General features: G+C 64.5%; 14 protein-coding genes. 7 read left to right on the top strand and 7 right to left on the bottom strand.

Going from position 1 to position 16,528, the window contains the following annotated elements; genetic code table 11:
* The first annotated feature begins 75 nt into the window (after positions 1-75).
* Both B3361_RS08110 and B3361_RS08105 read left to right on the top strand, forming a co-directional pair.
* Entirely contained in the window at positions 76-621 is a 546-nt protein-coding gene (locus tag B3361_RS08110; RefSeq protein ID WP_009683136.1) for a lipocalin family protein, read from the top strand.
* A 119-nt stretch (positions 622-740) separates the two neighbouring features.
* Positions 741-1,700, top strand: a complete 960-nt coding sequence (locus B3361_RS08105; protein WP_054904229.1) for a ribonuclease Z — start codon at positions 741-743, stop codon at positions 1,698-1,700.
* 221 nt (positions 1,701-1,921) lie between these two features.
* Here B3361_RS08105 and B3361_RS08100 read toward each other — a convergent pair whose 3' ends face one another.
* Together B3361_RS08100 and B3361_RS08095 are read right to left on the bottom strand one after the other, a co-directional pair.
* Positions 1,922-3,205 (bottom strand): Zn-dependent hydrolase, encoded by a 1,284-nt coding sequence (locus tag B3361_RS08100; protein WP_029887470.1) that lies wholly within the window; start codon positions 3,203-3,205, stop codon positions 1,922-1,924.
* Between the two features lie 139 nt (positions 3,206-3,344).
* Positions 3,345-4,835, bottom strand: a complete 1,491-nt coding sequence (locus tag B3361_RS08095) for an NCS1 family nucleobase:cation symporter-1 (RefSeq protein ID WP_009683140.1) — start codon at positions 4,833-4,835, stop codon at positions 3,345-3,347.
* A 338-nt stretch (positions 4,836-5,173) separates the two neighbouring features.
* Here B3361_RS08095 and hydA point away from each other — a divergent pair, with 338 nt between their 5' ends.
* The 3 genes from hydA (at position 5,174) to preA (ending at position 9,420) form a co-directional block, all read left to right on the top strand.
* Positions 5,174-6,613, top strand: a complete 1,440-nt coding sequence (gene hydA, locus B3361_RS08090; RefSeq protein ID WP_009683141.1) for a dihydropyrimidinase — start codon at positions 5,174-5,176, stop codon at positions 6,611-6,613.
* Between the two features lie 165 nt (positions 6,614-6,778).
* Complete coding sequence (locus tag B3361_RS08085) at positions 6,779-8,146, top strand: NAD(P)-dependent oxidoreductase (RefSeq protein ID WP_054904230.1); 1,368 nt, start codon at positions 6,779-6,781, stop codon at positions 8,144-8,146.
* Complete coding sequence (preA, locus tag B3361_RS08080) at positions 8,143-9,420, top strand: NAD-dependent dihydropyrimidine dehydrogenase subunit PreA (RefSeq protein WP_156357119.1); 1,278 nt, start codon at positions 8,143-8,145, stop codon at positions 9,418-9,420. The genes B3361_RS08085 and preA overlap by 4 nt, the downstream gene beginning before the upstream one ends.
* Positions 9,421-9,496: 76 nt before the next feature.
* Here preA and B3361_RS08075 read toward each other — a convergent pair whose 3' ends face one another.
* From B3361_RS08075 to gnd, 5 genes are all read right to left on the bottom strand, one after another.
* On the bottom strand, positions 9,497-10,117 hold the full coding sequence (locus B3361_RS08075; RefSeq protein ID WP_009683144.1) for a TetR/AcrR family transcriptional regulator: 621 nt from the start codon (positions 10,115-10,117) through the stop codon (positions 9,497-9,499).
* The gene (locus tag B3361_RS08070; protein WP_054904232.1) at positions 10,117-10,473 is read right to left on the bottom strand and encodes a VOC family protein; all 357 of its coding nucleotides are present in this window, start codon (positions 10,471-10,473) and stop codon (positions 10,117-10,119) included. Before B3361_RS08070 ends, B3361_RS08075 begins: the two co-directional genes overlap by 1 nt.
* Before the next feature lie 80 nt (positions 10,474-10,553).
* Positions 10,554-12,350 carry a glycoside hydrolase family 15 protein gene (locus B3361_RS08065; protein WP_054904233.1) on the bottom strand — a complete coding sequence of 599 codons (1,797 nt, stop codon included), beginning with the start codon at positions 12,348-12,350 and terminating at the stop codon, positions 10,554-10,556.
* A gap of 142 nt (positions 12,351-12,492) precedes the next feature.
* Complete coding sequence (gene zwf / locus B3361_RS08060) at positions 12,493-13,998, bottom strand: glucose-6-phosphate dehydrogenase (protein WP_054904234.1); 1,506 nt, start codon at positions 13,996-13,998, stop codon at positions 12,493-12,495.
* Positions 13,995-14,978, bottom strand: coding sequence for a phosphogluconate dehydrogenase (NAD(+)-dependent, decarboxylating) (gene gnd, locus B3361_RS08055; protein ID WP_054904235.1), 984 nt, complete (start codon positions 14,976-14,978; stop codon positions 13,995-13,997). Before gnd ends, zwf begins: the two co-directional genes overlap by 4 nt.
* Before the next feature lie 201 nt (positions 14,979-15,179).
* Here gnd and B3361_RS08050 point away from each other — a divergent pair, with 201 nt between their 5' ends.
* Positions 15,180-15,347: a DUF6026 family protein gene (locus tag B3361_RS08050; protein ID WP_009683150.1), complete on the top strand. Its 168-nt coding sequence runs from the start codon at positions 15,180-15,182 to the stop codon at positions 15,345-15,347.
* 186 nt (positions 15,348-15,533) lie between these two features.
* Positions 15,534-16,439 (top strand): LysR family transcriptional regulator, encoded by a 906-nt coding sequence (locus tag B3361_RS08045; RefSeq protein WP_054904236.1) that lies wholly within the window; start codon positions 15,534-15,536, stop codon positions 16,437-16,439.
* Positions 16,440-16,528 lie beyond the last annotated feature (89 nt).

Below are 16,528 nucleotides of genomic sequence, written 5' to 3'. Positions count from 1 at the left end.
TTTGCGCATACAACTTTTGCCCCGCCGCGGGATCGAATCCCAGGTAAGCCCTCATCCGTTTCAAGGAGATCAACCATGGCGCTACGCACCACGCTGCTGCTTTCCTGCATGACCCTTGCCTTGCTCGGCTGCGCCGGCAACGACCACCCCGCACCGCCGCGCACCCAGCAGGTGGACCTGCAACGCTACCAGGGCACTTGGTACGAACTGGCGCGGCTGCCGATGTTCTTCCAGCGTAATTGCGTACAGTCCGAGGCTCATTATGGGCTACGCGCCGATGGCCGTATCGACGTGACCAACCGCTGCAAGGAAAAGGACGGTGAGGTGAACGAAGCCAAAGGCATTGCTGAAGCCCAGCAGCCGGGCAGGACTGACAAATTGTGGGTACGCTTCGACAACTGGTTCAGCCGCCTGGCCCCTGGCCTGACCAAGGGTGAGTACTGGGTGCTGTACCACGACAAGGATTACCGCGTGGCACTGGTCGGCCACCCCAACCGTGAGTACCTGTGGCTGCTGTCGCGCACCCCTGCGGTCACCGACCAGCAGCGCGAACAGTTGCTGAGCATTGCCCGCGAGCAAGGCTACGACACCAGCAAGCTGGTCTGGCGGCAGGCTGACTAGCGGGCAATCGACGGCCTGCGGCAATCCGGCTAAGGTGTGCGGCGTTGTTCGTCTCGAAGGAACGAGGCCCTGCGTATTGCGCGATTTTGCGCGACTGGACTGGCACAAGGAGCCGCAACATGGACCTGCTGTTTCTCGGTACCTCCGCCGGGGTGCCGACCAAAGCCCGCAACGTCAGCGCCACCGCCGTAGTCGAAGCCAGTGGTAGCCACTGGTACCTGGTCGACTGCGGCGAGGGCACCCAGCACCAACTGTTGCACACGCCGCTGTCGGTTCGCGACCTGCAGGCGGTCTTCATTACCCACGTTCATGGTGACCATTGTTTTGGCCTGCCCGGGCTGCTCGCCAGTGCCGGCATGAGTGGCCGTAACCAACCGCTGGATATTGTCTTGCCTGCCGCGCTGCATGGCTGGCTACGACAAGGCCTGGCCGCCAGTGATACCTTCCTGCCGTTCGAGCTGCGCCTGCTGGCCGTGGAAGATTGGCAGGGCTGGCGCAACCAGACCCTGCAGGTGACAGCGGTGCGCTTGTCGCACCGGGTGCCGAGCGTAGGTTTCGTGTTTACCGAACTCAACCCCGAACCCCGCCTGGACACCCTGCGCCTGGAGGCTGAGGGCATACCGCGTGGCCCGATGTGGGGCGAGCTGGCCAAGGGGCGTACCGTGCAATTCGGCGAGCAGCTGCTGCATGGCAATGAATACCTGCGTGGCTCGCGCCCGCCCCGGCGGATTATCGTGTGTGGTGACAATGACAACCCGCAATTGCTCGCCGACGCCGCCCGTGGCGCCGATGTGCTGGTGCATGAGGCAACCTTCACGCAGGCGGTGGTGGAGCGCACCGGGGTCACCTTTGGCCACAGCACTGCGGCGGCAGTGGCGCGCTTTGCCGAGGCGGCAGGCGTGCGCAACCTGGTGCTGACGCACTTCAGTGCCCGCTATCAGAGCGACCCAAGGCGCAGCCCGAGCATCAACGACGTGCGTGATGAGGCACTGGCCCACTACCGCGGCCGGCTGGTGCTGGCGCAGGACCTGCAGCGCTATCACATCGGCCGTGACGGCTACCTGGAACCAGCCCTGTAGGAGATAACACAGCACTACGGGCTGCGCGGTCGCGCAGAGAACTGAATTCGTAAGCGCGACGCGGCCTGTGTGGGAGCGGGCGCGCCCGCGAAGAATCCAGCGCGGTGGCTGGCACCGGCTACGCCGGTGTTCGCGGGTGAACCCGCTCCTACAAACGGACGGTGCGGCTCCGCCGATCTATGGCCAAACACGACCAGTGAAGGAGCGGCCCTTACGCCTGATCAAGCTGCCAGGCGGCCGCTGGCAATCGCCTGCGAAGCAGCCAGCATCGCCCGCAACAACACCGCGCAACCCGCCGCCAGGTCATCGGGTGCGGCGTTTTCGATTTCGTTGTGGCTGATGCCGTTCTCGCACGGTACGAAAATCATCCCCGCCGGCCCCAGCTCCGCAAGGAAGATCGCGTCATGCCCTGCCCCGCTGACGATGTCCATGTGCGGCAACCCCAGGGCCTTGGCCGAATCGCGCACGGCATCGACACAGCCCTTGTCAAAGTACAATGCCGGGAAGTCCGCGGTGGGCACCAGTTCGTGGCTCAGGCCATGCTTGGCGCAGGTCGCCTCGATGACCCCTCGTACCTCGGCGATCATCGCATCCAGTTGCTCGCCCTCAAGGTGACGGAAGTCCAGGGTCATGCGCACTTCGCCAGGGATTACGTTGCGTGAGCCCGGGTAGGCCTGCAAGCAACCCACCGTGCCGCAGGCATGCGGCTGGTGGCCGAGGGCTGTGCGGTTGACCGCTTCGACCACCGCTGCGGCACCCACCAGGGCATCCTTGCGCAGGTGCATGGGGGTGGGGCCGGCATGGGCTTCGACGCCGCGCAGGGTCAGGTCGAACCACTTCTGGCCAAGGGCACCGAGGACCACCCCAATGGTCTTGGCCTGGTCCTCGAGTATCGGCCCTTGCTCGATATGCGCTTCGAAATATGCCCCCACCGGGTGCCCGAGCACCGCACGTGGGCCGGCGTAGCCAATGGCGTTCAACGCCTCGCCCACACTGGTGCCCTGGGCATCGCGCTTGGCCAGGGTTTCTTCCAGGGTAAACTTGCCGGCGAACACACCCGACCCCATCATGCAGGGGGCAAAGCGCGAACCTTCTTCGTTGGTCCACACCACCACCTCCAGCGGTGCTTCGGTTTCCACGCCCAGGTCGTTGAGGGTACGGAGCACTTCCAGCCCGGCCATCACGCCGAAACAGCCGTCGAACTTGCCGCCAGTGGGCTGGGTATCGATATGGCTGCCGGTCATCACCGGTGGCAGCTTGGGGTTACGCCCAGGGCGACGGGCGAAGATATTGCCCACGGCATCGACGCTGACCGTGCAACCGGCCGCCTCGCACCACTGCACGAACAAGTCGCGGGCCTGGCGGTCGAGGTCGGTCAGGGCCAGGCGGCAGACACCCCCCTTGGGCGTGGCGCCGAGGCGGGCCAGGTCCATCAGCGATTGCCAGAGGCGGGCACTGTCGATGTGGTGGGCGGTGGTCTTGAGGATGTCTTGGAAAGGGGTCACGGGTTTCTCCTTCAGGCTTTTTTGTTGTCTGTTCGGGCCTCTTCGCGGGCATGCCCGCTCCCACCAGATCGCCACAGGTTTTCCAGTACTGCGTAGTACCTGTAGGAGCGGGCATGCCCGCGAAGAAGCAGGCACGGTCTCAGGGCAAGGGCTTGACCAGCCGCGCCGGGCTGCGCGCCGCCAAGCCGGCGAACACGTAGTACAACGCCGCCCCCAGCAGCGAGCCGGTGAACCAGCCATAGTCGTAGAACCAGCTGAAGCTGCTGTTGCCGATCGCCAGCACCGTCAACCCCACGGGCAGCACGAAGGCGGCGAAGCCGGCCCAGTTCCACGCCGGGTACACGTCGTCGCGGTACAGCCCGGCGAGGTCCAGCTTTTGCCGGCGGATCAGGAAGTAATCCACCACCATGATCCCGGCTATCGGCCCGAGCAGGCTGGAGTAGCCCAGCAACCAATTGGAGTACACGCTTTCCAGGCTCAGGTCGGACACGATCCAGCCCAGTTTCTTCAGCAACTCGTGGCCCATCAGCGCCAGGCCGATGAAGCCGGTCAGCCACACCGCACGGCTGCGCCCGATCAGGCGCGGGGCGATGTTCTGGAAGTCGTTGGTCGGCGACACGATGTTCGCCGCAGTGTTGGTTGACAGCGTGGCGATCACGATCAGCGCCATGGCCAGGGCGACCCAGAACGGGCTGTGGATCTTGCCGATCAGGCTGACCGGGTCGGATACCGTTTCACCCACCAGCGACGCCGAGGCCGCAGTCAGCACCACACCCAAGGCCGCGAACAGGAACATGGTCAGCGGCAGGCCAAAGATTTGCCCGAGGATCTGGTCCTTCTGGCTGCGGGCATAGCGGCTGAAATCGGGAATGTTCAGCGACAGCGTGGCCCAGAAGCCGACCATGGCCGTGAGCCCAGCGCAGAAGTAGCTGACCACGCTGGCGCCTTCAGGGCGTTTGGGCGGTTGCGCCAGCAGTTCGGTCATCGACATGTGTGGCAAGGCCCACACCAGCAGGCCCAGCCCAACGGCCACCAGCAGCGGCGCCGAAAGCGTCTCCAGCCACTTGATCGACTCGGCGCCCCGCAGTACCACCCACAGGTTCAGGCACCAGAAGATCATGAACCCGATCACCTCGCCGACACCGCCCAGGGCCTTCCAGCCGTCGAACACCGAACCCAGGAACAGGTGGATGGCCAGCCCGCCGAACAGGGTCTGGATCCCGAACCAGCCACAGGCCACCACGGCGCGAATCAGGCACGGCACGTTGGAGCCCAGAATGCCGAACGACGAGCGCAGCAGCACCGGAAACGGGATGCCGTACTTGGTGCCGGGGAACGCGTTGAGGGTCAGCGGGATCAGCACGATGATGTTGGCCAGCAGGATCGCCAGCAGCGCCTCGCCAACGCTCAGGCCAAAGTAGGCTGTGAGCACGCCGCCGAGGGTGTAGGTTGGCACGCAGATGGACATGCCTACCCACAGGGCCGTGATGTGCCATTTGTTCCAGGTGCGCTGGTGCACCTTGGTCGGTGCGATGTCGTGGTTGTAGCGCGGGCTGTCCAGAACATCACTGCCCTCGGCCAGCTCGAACAGGCCATCCTGCTCGACCACTTGCGATCTGCTCTGTTGCATGGGCCTTTCTCCAGACTTTTTCGAGTTGTCTGCTCATCGGGCTAATTCGATGGCCGGAGTACACACGCGTATGAGTGCCTTAGAAATCTCGACCAATTTTCTATCTTGTCAAGTTAGTCAAAAACCCTGGAGGCCCCGAATTCAGCGGGCTCTAAATATTTAATTCATGTAAATCAATGATTTAAAAACCACAAAATAAATAGGAAATTTTCTTGCCGAATTCAGGATCAGCATCTAGCCTCGAATCTTGTCAGGTATGACAGGATTAACCCCTGCCCGCCCTGCTTCCGAAAATTCCAAGAACCGGCCAAGACCGGTCAGCCTGCGAGGAAAACGGCATGTCCCTGTTGATCCGTGGCGCCACCGTTGTTACCCACGAAGAGAGTTACCCCGCCGATGTGCTGTGTGCCGATGGCCTGATCCGTGCAGTCGGGCCTGGCCTGGAAGCGCCGACCGATTGCGAGATCCTCGACGGCAGCGGGCAATACCTGATGCCGGGCGGCATCGACCCGCACACCCATATGCAATTGCCGTTCATGGGCACCGTGGCCAGTGAAGACTTCTTCAGCGGTACCGCGGCCGGCCTGGCGGGCGGCACCACATCGATCATCGACTTCGTCATTCCCAACCCGCAGCAGTCACTGCTGGAGGCCTTTCACACCTGGCGCGGCTGGGCCCAGAAAAGTGCCAGCGACTATGGCTTCCACGTCGCCGTCACCTGGTGGAGCGAGCAGGTGGCCGAAGAGATGGGCGAACTGGTGGCCAAGCATGGGGTGAACAGCTTCAAGCACTTCATGGCCTACAAGAACGCCATCATGGCGGCCGATGACACCTTGGTGGCCAGCTTCGAGCGCTGCCTGCAGCTAGGTGCAGTGCCCACCGTGCATGCCGAAAATGGCGAGCTGGTGTTCCACCTGCAGAAAAAGCTGCTGGCACAGGGCCTGACCGGGCCGGAAGCGCACCCCCTGTCGCGCCCTTCGCAGGTTGAAGGCGAGGCAGCCAGCCGCGCCATCCGCATTGCCGAAACCCTCGGCACACCGCTGTACCTGGTGCACATTTCCAGCCGCGAGGCGCTGGATGAAATCGCCTATGCGCGGGCCAAGGGCCAACCGGTTTACGGCGAAGTGCTGCCTGGCCACTTGCTGCTGGATGACAGCGTCTACCGTGACCCGGACTGGGCCACAGCCGCCGGCTACGTCATGAGCCCGCCGTTCCGCCCGCGCGAGCACCAGGAGGCGCTGTGGCGCGGCCTGCAGGCGGGCAACCTGCACACCACAGCCACCGACCACTGCTGCTTCTGCGCCGAACAGAAAGCCATGGGCCGGGATGACTTCAGCCGCATCCCCAATGGCACCGCCGGCATCGAAGACCGCATGGCGGTGCTGTGGGATGCCGGGGTCAACAGCGGGCGCCTGTCGATGCACGAGTTCGTGGCACTGACCTCTACCAACACGGCGAAGATCTTCAACCTGTTCCCACGCAAGGGCGCCATCCGCGTAGGGGCCGATGCCGATCTGGTGCTATGGGACCCGCAAGGCACGCGCACCATCTCGGCCCAGACCCACCACCAACGGGTGGACTTCAACATCTTCGAAGGCCGCACTGTACGTGGCGTCCCCAGCCACACCATCAGCCAGGGCAAAGTGGTCTGGGCTGATGGTGACCTGCGCGCCGAGGCGGGCGCGGGGCGCTATGTGGAGCGGCCGGCGTATCCGTCGGTGTATGAGGTGCTGGAGCGTCGGGCCGACCAGCAGCGGCCGACGCCCGTTCAGCGCTGAAGCCATTGGGGCTGCTGCGCAGCCCATCGCGACACAAGGCCGCTCCAACAGGAATGCGCGGTCCCTTGTAGGAGCGGCCTTGCGTCGCGATGGGCCGCACAGCGGCCCCCGATCCCACCACAACAGCTGTCGCCTGAACCCTAAAAAAATAGAGAGGCTACAACCGTGATCGACGCCCTGAACCATTTGCCGCGCCCCCGGGCCGGCGCCGACCAATTGGCCGAGTGCTTCAGCGACCTGGCCCCACCCCTCACCGCACGCCAGGCCGCCGTGGAAAGCGCCCGCTGCCTGTATTGCTACGACGCGCCCTGCGTCAACGCGTGCCCCAGCGAAATCGACATCCCGTCATTCATCCACCGCATCAGCGACGAGAACGTGCAAGGCGCTGCCGAACGGATTCTGTCGGCCAACATTCTCGGCGGCAGCTGTGCCCGCGTGTGCCCGACCGAAATCCTGTGCCAGCAAGCGTGTGTGCGCAACAACGCGCAGGAATGCGCCCCGGTACTGATCGGCCAGTTGCAGCGCTACGCCCTGGACAATGCCCAGTTCAGCGACCACCCGTTCCAGCGTTCACCGGCCACGGGCAAGCGCATTGCGGTGGTCGGCGCTGGCCCTGCGGGGCTGGCCTGCGCACACCGGCTGGCCATGCATGGCCATGACGTGGTGGTGTTCGAAGCCTGTGACAAGCCGGGTGGCCTCAATGAATACGGCATCGCCCGCTACAAGCTGGTTGACGATTATGCCCAGCGGGAAGTGGCATTCCTGCTGGGTATCGGCGGTATCGAGCTGCGCCATGGCCAGCGCCTGGGGGGCAACCTCAGCCTGGGCGAACTGCGCGAACAATACGATGCGGTGTTCCTTGGCCTGGGCCTGAATGCCGTGCGCCAGCTGGGGCTGGCCGATGAAGAGGCCCCCGGCCTGCTCGCCGCCACCGCTTACATCCGCGAGTTGCGCCAGGCAGACGACCTCAGCCAACTGCCGCTGGCCGAGCGCTGCCTGGTGATCGGTGCTGGCAACACCGCCATCGACATGGCAGTGCAAATGAGCCGCCTGGGTGCCCGCGACGTCAACCTGGTGTACCGCCGCGGCCACGCCGACATGGGGGCCACCGGGCACGAGCAGGACATCGCCAAGGCCAACCAGGTGCGTTTGCACACCTGGGCCCGCCCCGACAGCGTGCTGCTGGATGACACCGGCAACGTGCGCGGCATGCGCTTTGCCCGTACCGAATTGGCCGACGGCCGCCTGTGCGACACCGGCGAAACCTTCGAACTGGCCGCCGACGCGATCTTCAAGGCCATCGGCCAGCGTTTCGACGACAGCAGCCTCGCCGACCCTGTGGCCGCACAACTGGCCCGCGACGGTGAGCGCATTCGCGTTGACGTGAACATGCAGACCAGCCTGCCAGGGGTATACGCCGGTGGCGACTGCACCGCGCTGGGCCAGGACCTCACCGTTCAGGCCGTACAACACGGCAAAGTGGCCGCCGAAGCCATCCATGCCCAACTCATGCTCAACGTGGAGGCAGCATAATGGCCGATTTGTCTATCGTGTTCGCCGGGATCAAGGCCCCCAACCCGTTCTGGCTGGCGTCCGCGCCGCCCACCGACAAAGCCTACAACGTGGTCCGCGCCTTTGAAGCCGGCTGGGGTGGCGTTGTGTGGAAGACCCTTGGCGAAGACCCGGCCGCGGTCAACGTCTCGTCGCGCTACTCGGCCCATTACGGCGCCAACCGCCAGGTGCAGGGCATCAACAACATCGAACTGATCACCGACCGTTCACTGGAAATCAACCTGCGCGAAATCACCCAGGTGAAGAAGGACTGGCCCGACCGCGCGTTGATCGTGTCGCTGATGGTGCCGTGCGAGGAAGCGTCGTGGAAGTTCATCCTGCCGCTGGTGGAAGCCACCGGCGCCGATGGCATCGAGCTGAACTTCGGCTGCCCGCACGGCATGCCGGAGCGCGGCATGGGCGCGGCGGTCGGCCAGGTGCCGGAGTACGTGGAAATGGTCACCCGCTGGTGCAAGCAGCACTGCTCGCTGCCGGTGATCGTCAAGCTGACGCCGAACATCACCGACATCCGCCAATCGGCACGGGCTGCGCATCGCGGCGGGGCCGATGCAGTGTCGCTGATCAACACCATCAACTCGATCACCAGCGTCGACCTTGACCGCATGGTCGCTCACCCCATCGTCGGTGACCAGAGCACCCATGGCGGTTACTGCGGCTCGGCGGTGAAGCCGATCGCGCTGAACATGGTGGCGGAGATTGCCCGTGACCCGGCCACCCATGGCCTGCCGATTTGCGGCATCGGCGGCATCGGCAACTGGCGCGACGCGGCCGAATTCTTGGCGCTGGGCAGCGGCGCGGTGCAGGTGTGCACGGCGGCCATGCTGCATGGCTTTCGCATCGTCGAAGACATGAAAGACGGCCTGGCCCGCTGGATGGACCAGCACGGCCACGGCAACATCGAGGCGTTCCGTGGCCAGGCGGTAGGGCATACTACCGACTGGAAGTACCTGGACATCAACTACAAGTCGGTGGCGCATATTGACCAGCAGGCGTGCATCGGTTGCGGTCGCTGCCACATCGCCTGCGAGGACACCTCGCACCAGGCCATCGCCAGTACGCTGAAGGCAGACGGTACGCATGCCTACAGCGTGATCGAGGAAGAATGTGTGGGCTGCAACCTGTGCCAGATCACCTGCCCGGTGGAGAACTGCATCGACATGCAGGCGCAGGACACTGGCAAGCCTTACCTGAACTGGACCCAGGACCCGCGCAACCCCTACCGCGAAGCGAGCTGATGTAGACCGGCGCCTGCCGCACTGGCACGGCCTTTTTGTGGGCAGCAAAAAGACCGTGCGCGGCAGGCATGGCCGGTCACGGCTCCAGGCCAATCCCCCGCAGGATCACACTGGTCACCGTTTGCACCGCACTTTCGAACGCCAGGTCCGACAGTTCATCGCCGCCGTTGAGCAACTGCACCTGGTAACCGAAGTCGGCGTAATGCTGGGTCGAGGCCCAGATCATGTACAGCAGCGCCGAGGGCTCGACCGGCAGAATCCGCCCCTCCTCCACCCAGCGGCGGATCTTCGCCTCCTTCAGCTTTGCCCACGGCACCAGGCTGTCATCCAGGTTGCCCCCCAGCACCGGTGCCCCATGCAGCATTTCCTCGGCCCAGATCTTCGAGCCTAGCGGCCGTGACCGCGAATGCCCCATTTTCGCGCGGATGTAGCTGGTCAGCACCACCCGTGGGTCGTCGAAATTCTCGAAACACAGCGCGTCCTGCTTCCACACATCCAGCAGGTCCTGCAGCACCGCACGGAACAGATCGTCCTTGGTGCTGAAGTAGTAATGCAGGTTGGAACGCGGCAGTTCGGCCTGCTCGGCGATATCGCCCATGGAGGTCGCGCCGTAGCCTTTTTCGGCGAACACCTTTTCCGCCGCGTGCAGGATCTTGCCAACGTTGCGCCGGCGAATTTCGATCTTGTGATTGGCCATCAGGCTTGAGCCGTCCACACCGCCAGTTCATGACCGTCCGGGTCAATGAAATGGAAACGCCGCCCACCGGGGAAGGCAAAGGTCGCGCGGCTGATACTGCCCCCCGCCGCGGTCACGCGCTGCTGCGTGGCTTGCAGGTCATCGGCGTAAAGGATGATCAGCGGCCCCCCCGGGCGCACCGGCTCCCCCGTGGTAAAGCCGCCCGTCAGGCGGCCGTCGCTGAATTCGCTGTAGGTTGGCCCGTAGTCGGTAAAGCGCCAGCCGAAAACATGCCCATAGAACGCCTTGCTGCGTGCGATATCGCTGACATTGAACTCGATGTTGTCGATCTGCCGATCCGAACCGCGGATACCCATGGACGCTCCTTGCCGAATGAGATTTGACCTAGTCTACCCCGCTCGCTTGCCGGAGCGTGCACAAATTCGGTGCAGCCGGCTCAACCGCAACTGGCCCGGTCGCGGGCCGGGCAGCGGGCCTGCTGGAGGTTCAGGGCGGTGTTGATGATGCCGATATGGCTGAACGCCTGCGGGTAGTTGCCAAGCATGCGCTGGCAGGCCGGGTCGTATTGCTCGGCCAGCAGGCCCACGTCGTTGCACAGGCCGGTCAAACGCTCGTACAACGCCTGCGCTTGCGCTATCCGGCCCAGCAGGATGTAGACGTCGGCCAGCCAGAACGAGCACACCAGGAACGTACCTTCGCCCGGGGCCAGGCCATCCCCGGCACTGTCACTGTCGTAGCGCATCAGCAACCCGTTTTTCAGCAAGCGTTGCTCGATCTGTTCCAGCGTGCGCAGAAAGCGCGGGTCATCGGCAGGCAGGAAGCCGGTCAGGGCGATCTGCAGCAGGCTGGCGTCCACCTCGTGCGAACCATAGGCCTGAACGAAGAAACTGCCGCTGCTGTCGAGCCCTTGCTCACACACTTCACGGCGGATCTGGTCGGCCACCTGGCGGTAATGCTGGCCATGCTCACGGCCTTCTTCGGTGGTGTCTGCCAAGCCGGCAGCGCGGTCGAACGCCACCCAGGCCATCACCTTGGAGTGCACGAACTGCTGGCGGCCGCCGCGCACCTCCCAGATACCTTCGTCCGGCTCGCGCCAGATACGCTCCACATAGGGCAGGATCAGCCGAGAGATGGCGGCGCTACGCGGATGGCGCGGCAAGCCGCCCTTGATTGCCTGGCTCATGGCATCGGCCAGTTCGCCATAGATATCCAGCTGCGCCTGGGCCGAAGCGGCATTGCCCACCCGCACCGGTTGCGAGTGCTCGTACCCCGGCAACCAGGGCAAGGTGTATTCCTGCAGGTCGCGCTCGCCACCCAGGCCGTACATGATCTGCATCTGTTCGGGGTTGCCGGCCACCGAGCGCAGCAGCCATTCGCGCCAGGCCTGGGCCTCGTCGAAATAGCCCAGGTTCATGAATGCCAGCAAGGTCATGGTGGCGTCGCGCAGCCAGCAGAAACGGTAATCCCAGTTGCGCTCGCCGCCGAGTTGTTCCGGCAACGACGTGGTGACGGCCGCAACGATGCCGCCAGTAGGCGCATATGTCATGGCTTTCAGGGTGAGCAACGAGCGACGGACCAGCGCGCTGTAGGGGCCTACCTGAGGGCAGCGGTCGGCGAACGCCTGCCAGTGCTCGCAGGTATGGGCCAGGGCCGCGTCGGCATCGCAGCCGGGCTGCACCGGCAGGTGCGAGGGCTGGTGGCGCAGGCTGAACACCTGGCGCTGGCCGGCCGCCACGCGAAAGCGCGCGCCGGTGTGGTGGTCGCGGGCATGGGGCGGTACGGTGCTGCACAGGATCAGGCGGTCGGGGCCGGCCACCGCGCTGAGGGTAAGCGGGTCCAGGCGTTCGACCCATGGCACGCTGCGCCCGTAGTCGAAGCGCATGACCAGGTCCATTTCGAAATTGGTTTCGCCCGAGAGGCCTTCGACGATGCGCACCACGGCGTTGACGTCACCCAGCGGCATGAAATCGAGAACGCGGGCACGGCCAGTGGCGGTGACCCACGTGGTTTCCAGCACCAGGGTATCGTTCAGGTACTGTCGGTTGCAGTGCTCGACCGGGTCGCAAGGGGCCAGGCGCCAGCGGCCGTTTTCTTCGTTGCCCAGCAAGGCGGCGAACACCGCCGGGGCGTCGAAGCGTGGCAGGCATAGCCAGTCGAGCGAGCCATCCCGGCTGACCAGGGCGGCGCTGCGGCAATTGCCCAACAGGGCGTAATCTTCTATGTGGGCGGGCATCGCGTTTCCTTAAAGTGGTTGCCTGTGCTGGCCCTTTCGCTTGTCAACCCGCCCCACAGGGCTGCACCGCCCAAGGGGTTGTGCAGCCCCTGTCAGAGGGGGGGTTCACTCGCGAAGCGGCCGGCACACGCCGAAAAACCTGTTACCCCAATCGGTGCCATTCCCGCTTGTCCCGGCTCAGCAGGTCATTGCCCGCCTCGGGGCCATCTTCACCCGCCGGGTACTCGTGCACCTCGCCCCCCTGGGCCCAGGCATCGAGGAACGGCTGCACGGCACGCCAGCCGTTCTCGATGTTGTCGGCCCGCTGGAACAGGGTCTGGTCACCGGTCAGGCAGTCATAGATCAAGGTCTCGTAGCCGGTCGCCGGGGTCATCTTGAAGAAGTCCTTGTAGGCAAAGCCCAGCTCGACGTTCTCCATTATCAACTCCGGCCCGGGGCGCTTGGCCTGCAGGTCGAACCACATGCCTTCGTTGGGCTGAATCTGGATTTTCAGGTAGTTGGGTTTGGGCCGCTCCAGCTCCGACTCGCGGAACTGCGCGTACGGTGCCGGCTTGAAGCAGATGGCAATCTCGGTGTCACGCACGCTCATGCGCTTGCCGGTACGCAAGTAGAACGGAACCCCCGCCCAGCGCCAGTTATCGATCATCACCTTCAGCGCCACGTAGGTTTCGGTCTGGCTGTCGGGCGCGACGTTGGCCTCCTCGCGGTAGCCGGGCAGGTGCTTGCGCCCCTGCTTGCCGGCGCTGTACTGGCCCCGCACGGAATGCTTCAGCGCCATCTTCGCCGACCACGGGCGGATGGCGCCGATCACCTTGGCCTTTTCGCCGCGCACGGCGTCGGCGCCGAACGCTGCCGGCGGTTCCATGGCAACCATGGCCAGCAGCTGGAACAGGTGGTTGGGCACCATGTCGCGCAAGGCGCCGGTGGCGTCGTAGAAGCCACCCCGCGTCTCGACACCGACGGTTTCCGCGGCGGTGATCTGCACATGGTCGATGTAGTGGTTGTTCCAGAACGACTCGAACAACCCATTGGAGAACCGGCTGACCAGAATGTTCTGCACCGTTTCTTTGCCCAAGTAGTGGTCAATACGGTAGATCTGCCGCTCGCCCATCACCTTCAGCAGGCAGGCGTTCAACGCCTCGGCACTGGCCAGGTCGGTGCCGAACGGCTTCTCCACCACGACCCGGCGAAAGCCGCCGGCAGACTCGTCGAGCAAGCCGGCCTCGCCAAGGCGCTGGGCCACTTCAGGGAAGAAACGCGGCGAGGTGGCCAGGTAAAAGATGGCGTTGCCGTGGCTGGTCTTGTCGATGCGCTTGCCCAGGGCCTGGTAAGTGGCCGGGTCGAGGAAATCGCCCGTCTGGTAGTCCAGGCGCTTGGCCAGCCGCGCCCAGAGTTTTTCGTCCAGGCACTGGGCGGCGCCTTCGCCGCCCTTGTCCCGCTCGGCCATGAACGCATGCAGGCGTGCGGCAAACTCCTCGGCCGTGGCAGGGTTGTGGTCAACGCCAACGATGCGCAGGTTGCGGTCGAGCAAACCGTCGCGGCTGAGGTTGTACAGCGCAGGCATGAGCAAGCGCTTGACCAGGTCGCCATTGGCGCCGAACAGAAACAGCGTGCAGGGGGGTGCGGCCGGAGTGCTCTTTTTAGTCATTCGTCTTTTTTCTCGACATGGCCACCGAAGCCCAGGCGCATGGCCGAGAGCACTTTGTCACCGTAGGTGCCCTGCTGCTGACGCGAGCGGAAACGGGCAAACAATGCGCTGGACAGGACCGGTACCGGCACTGCCTGCTCCACGGCGGCATCGATGGTCCAGCGGCCCTCGCCACTGTCGGATACCGAGCCACTGAACTGCGACAGCTGCGGGTCGGCCACCAGCGCATCGGCGGTGAGGTCGAGCAGCCACGAGGTAACCACACTGCCCCGGCGCCATACCTCGGCGATTTGGGCCACATCGAGGTCGAAGCGCTGGTCTTCCGGCAGTTCGTTGCCGCCTTTGCTGCGCAGCAGGTCGAAGCCTTCGGCATAGGCCTGCATCAGGCCGTATTCGATGCCGTTGTGCACCATTTTCACGTAGTGGCCGGCGCCCGGCGGGCCAGCGTGGATATAACCATGCTCGGCGCGCTGGTGTTCGCCGCTGCGGCCATGGGTGCGGGGAATGTCGCCTACACCCGGTGCCAACGCCTTGAACAGCGGTTCCAGGCGCTCGAACACGTCCTTCTCGCCACCGATCATCATGCAGTAGCCGCGGTCCAGGCCCCATACCCCGCCAGAGGTACCTACGTCCAGGTAATGCAGGCCACGCTTGGCCAGCTCGGCGGCGCGGCGCATGTCGTCCTTGTAGAAGGTGTTGCCGCCGTCGATGATGGCATCGCCCGGCTCCAGCAGCTCGGCCAGTTGCGCGATGGTCTGCTCGGTCGGCTCGCCAGCCGGCAGCATCACCCATACCGCGCGTGGCGCTTTCAGTTTTTGCACCAGCGCGCCAAGGTCGTGTGCGCCCTGGGCGCCCTCGCCTTCAAGGCCGGTAACCGCCTCGCGGTTGCGGTCGTGCACCACGGTGCGGTGGCCAGCGCGCATCAGGCGCCTTGCGATATTGCCGCCCATGCGGCCCAGCCCGACGATTCCCAGTTGCATGAGCCGATACTCCCCTTTCGAAATAGATGACAACAGTCCAGCTGTTCAGGTTAGTCCAGCATGCCGCCCGAGGGTTCAGCGACGAACGGCAAGACCACGATAAACAAAAAAGTTCCCAAGGCTTGTGAAAGAATTCAAAATGCGGCCGCCAGAAGCGTCTACGCTTTGAATTGTCACCAGCCAAAACCGCGAGGTGTGCTCATGGGTACCTTGATGCCTGCAACCCCAACCCAGACCCTCTATGTCTCCGTGCGCCGTGATGAGCTGCGTAAACTCAAAGACGAACGTGACCAACTGCGCCAACAGGTCGCCGAGCTGAACGTGTTGCTGGACCAGGCACGCATCGCCGCTAAAGCCATCGACCTCTGATTCCCCCCCGCCCTCGGTGGGAGTCCTGCGCTCCCACGCTGCAGCCCTGCCCCGCGGTAAGTGTTGAATTGTGAAGGGTTCGCCTTCAAGGCGCGCGATTTCAGGCCTCGAAAAACTCGAACCCTCCACCGGCTACCCCATCCAGTACCATCGGCTATCAACGCCTCCACATCAGGTTCAGCGAACATGGCCTTCTCCAGCGACTCCCTGGCAATCTTCCTCGCAGTGCTGGATGCCGGCTCGTTCTCCGCCGCCGCCCGCAAGCTGGGGCGCGTGCCGTCCGCGGTGAGCATGGCAATCGCTCAACTCGAGGCCGAACTGGACCTGCCGCTGTTCGACCGGGCAACGCGCAAGGCCCTGCCCACCAGCGCCGCCCTGGCCCTGGAGCCTCAAGCCAGGCAAGTGATCTGCCAGCTCAATCTGCTCGACGCCCAGGCCTTGCAATTACACCAGGGCCTGGAGAAACGCCTGACCATCGCCATGGCGCCCGAACTGCAGACCGGGCGCTGGAGCCAGCCACTGGAAACCCTCGCCCAGACGTTTCCCAGCCTGGAAGTGGAAGTGCGCTCGGCCACCCAGACCGAGGCCATTCGCCTGCTGCACGAAGGCAGCGTGCAACTGGCACTGGTGTTCGAGCGGCCAGGCATCGATGAGCGCGAGTCATTCCTCGAAGCCGGTAGTCAGCTGCTGGTCGCGGTGGCCTCGCCGCGCCATCCGGCCGGGCAGAACAGCGGCACGCCGCTGCCCGAAGAAGCCTTCGCCGAGCAACGGCAAATCATCGTGGCTTCGGGCAAGCCCACCGGCTCAGACCCGCGCATGGTGCTGTCGCGGCGCATCTGGCTGACCGACAGCTACCTGGCCACCCTGGATCTGGTGCAGTCCGGGCTGGGTTGGGCATACCTGCCACAACCCCTGGTGGAACCGCTGATTGCATCCGGCGCGCTGGCCGAAGTGCGCTTCGACAACATGGCCAGCCGCCTGCGCTTGTGGGTGGACATCATCTGGCTCAAGGCACGCCCCTTGGGCCTGGGCGCCCGCCGTTATCTGGACGTCATGCGCCAGTGCTTCGAGGCAGAGCCGCCCAGGGCCTGAACGGCGGTCGCCCAGCGCCGGGCAGGCCAAGGGGTGCCGGCGGCACGCTGCGGCCTGATTCAAAAAAAGAAAATTCTTACAGCCCGCTA

The sequence above is a fragment of the Pseudomonas sp. UBA6699 genome, assembly GCF_002454615.1.
GTDB lineage: Bacteria > Pseudomonadota > Gammaproteobacteria > Pseudomonadales > Pseudomonadaceae > Aquipseudomonas > Aquipseudomonas juntendi.
Note: the sequence above shows the minus strand (reverse complement) of the source record. Positions and strands in the feature narration are given on the sequence as shown.